Raw genomic sequence first — 458 nt, forward strand, 5'->3', positions numbered from 1 at the left:
TTCTGCTGTGATTATTGAAAAATCATTTCTATCTAGAGATTCTTTAGAAGCTTTTAGATTTAATTTATACTGGTATAAATTAATATCATTCATAGTAAAGGTTTCTTTAGTATCTCCGCTTTTAATATATTTAAACTGAGGTTTTATCTTTTTAGTGTTATAATCACTTATTTTGTGGTAAGTAATTGTTGCTTCCCCTTTGTTATTTACTTGCACACTATTGCTTTTTGGTCTAATTACTCCATCTGTAATAGGCTCTATAATACTATCAGGTAAAAGTCCTTTTACTAAAATAGAATAATCTATATCATAGTCTATTGTATTGTTATGTTTCCCATAAAGAGTAGAATCAAATACTGGATATGTTATTGCTGGCGTAAATGTTCTTAAGTTATATGTTATGGTTTTGTTAGTTTGATTTTCCATACTTACAATAGTAACATTTGGATTTTCGCTAA

Annotated in this window: 1 protein-coding gene; it reads right to left on the bottom strand. The window is 27.1% G+C overall.

Translation table 11 applies throughout. The features are described from left to right. Positions 1 to 426, bottom strand: a 426-nt coding sequence (locus CAMP5063_RS08415) for a hypothetical protein (protein WP_337195170.1), incomplete at its 3' end; no start/stop codon positions are given. Between the last annotated feature and the right edge of the window lie 32 nt (positions 427 to 458).

Source organism: Campylobacter sp. RM5063 (assembly GCF_024723655.1).
In the GTDB taxonomy this organism is placed as follows: Bacteria; Campylobacterota; Campylobacteria; order Campylobacterales; family Campylobacteraceae; genus Campylobacter_D; species Campylobacter_D lari_D.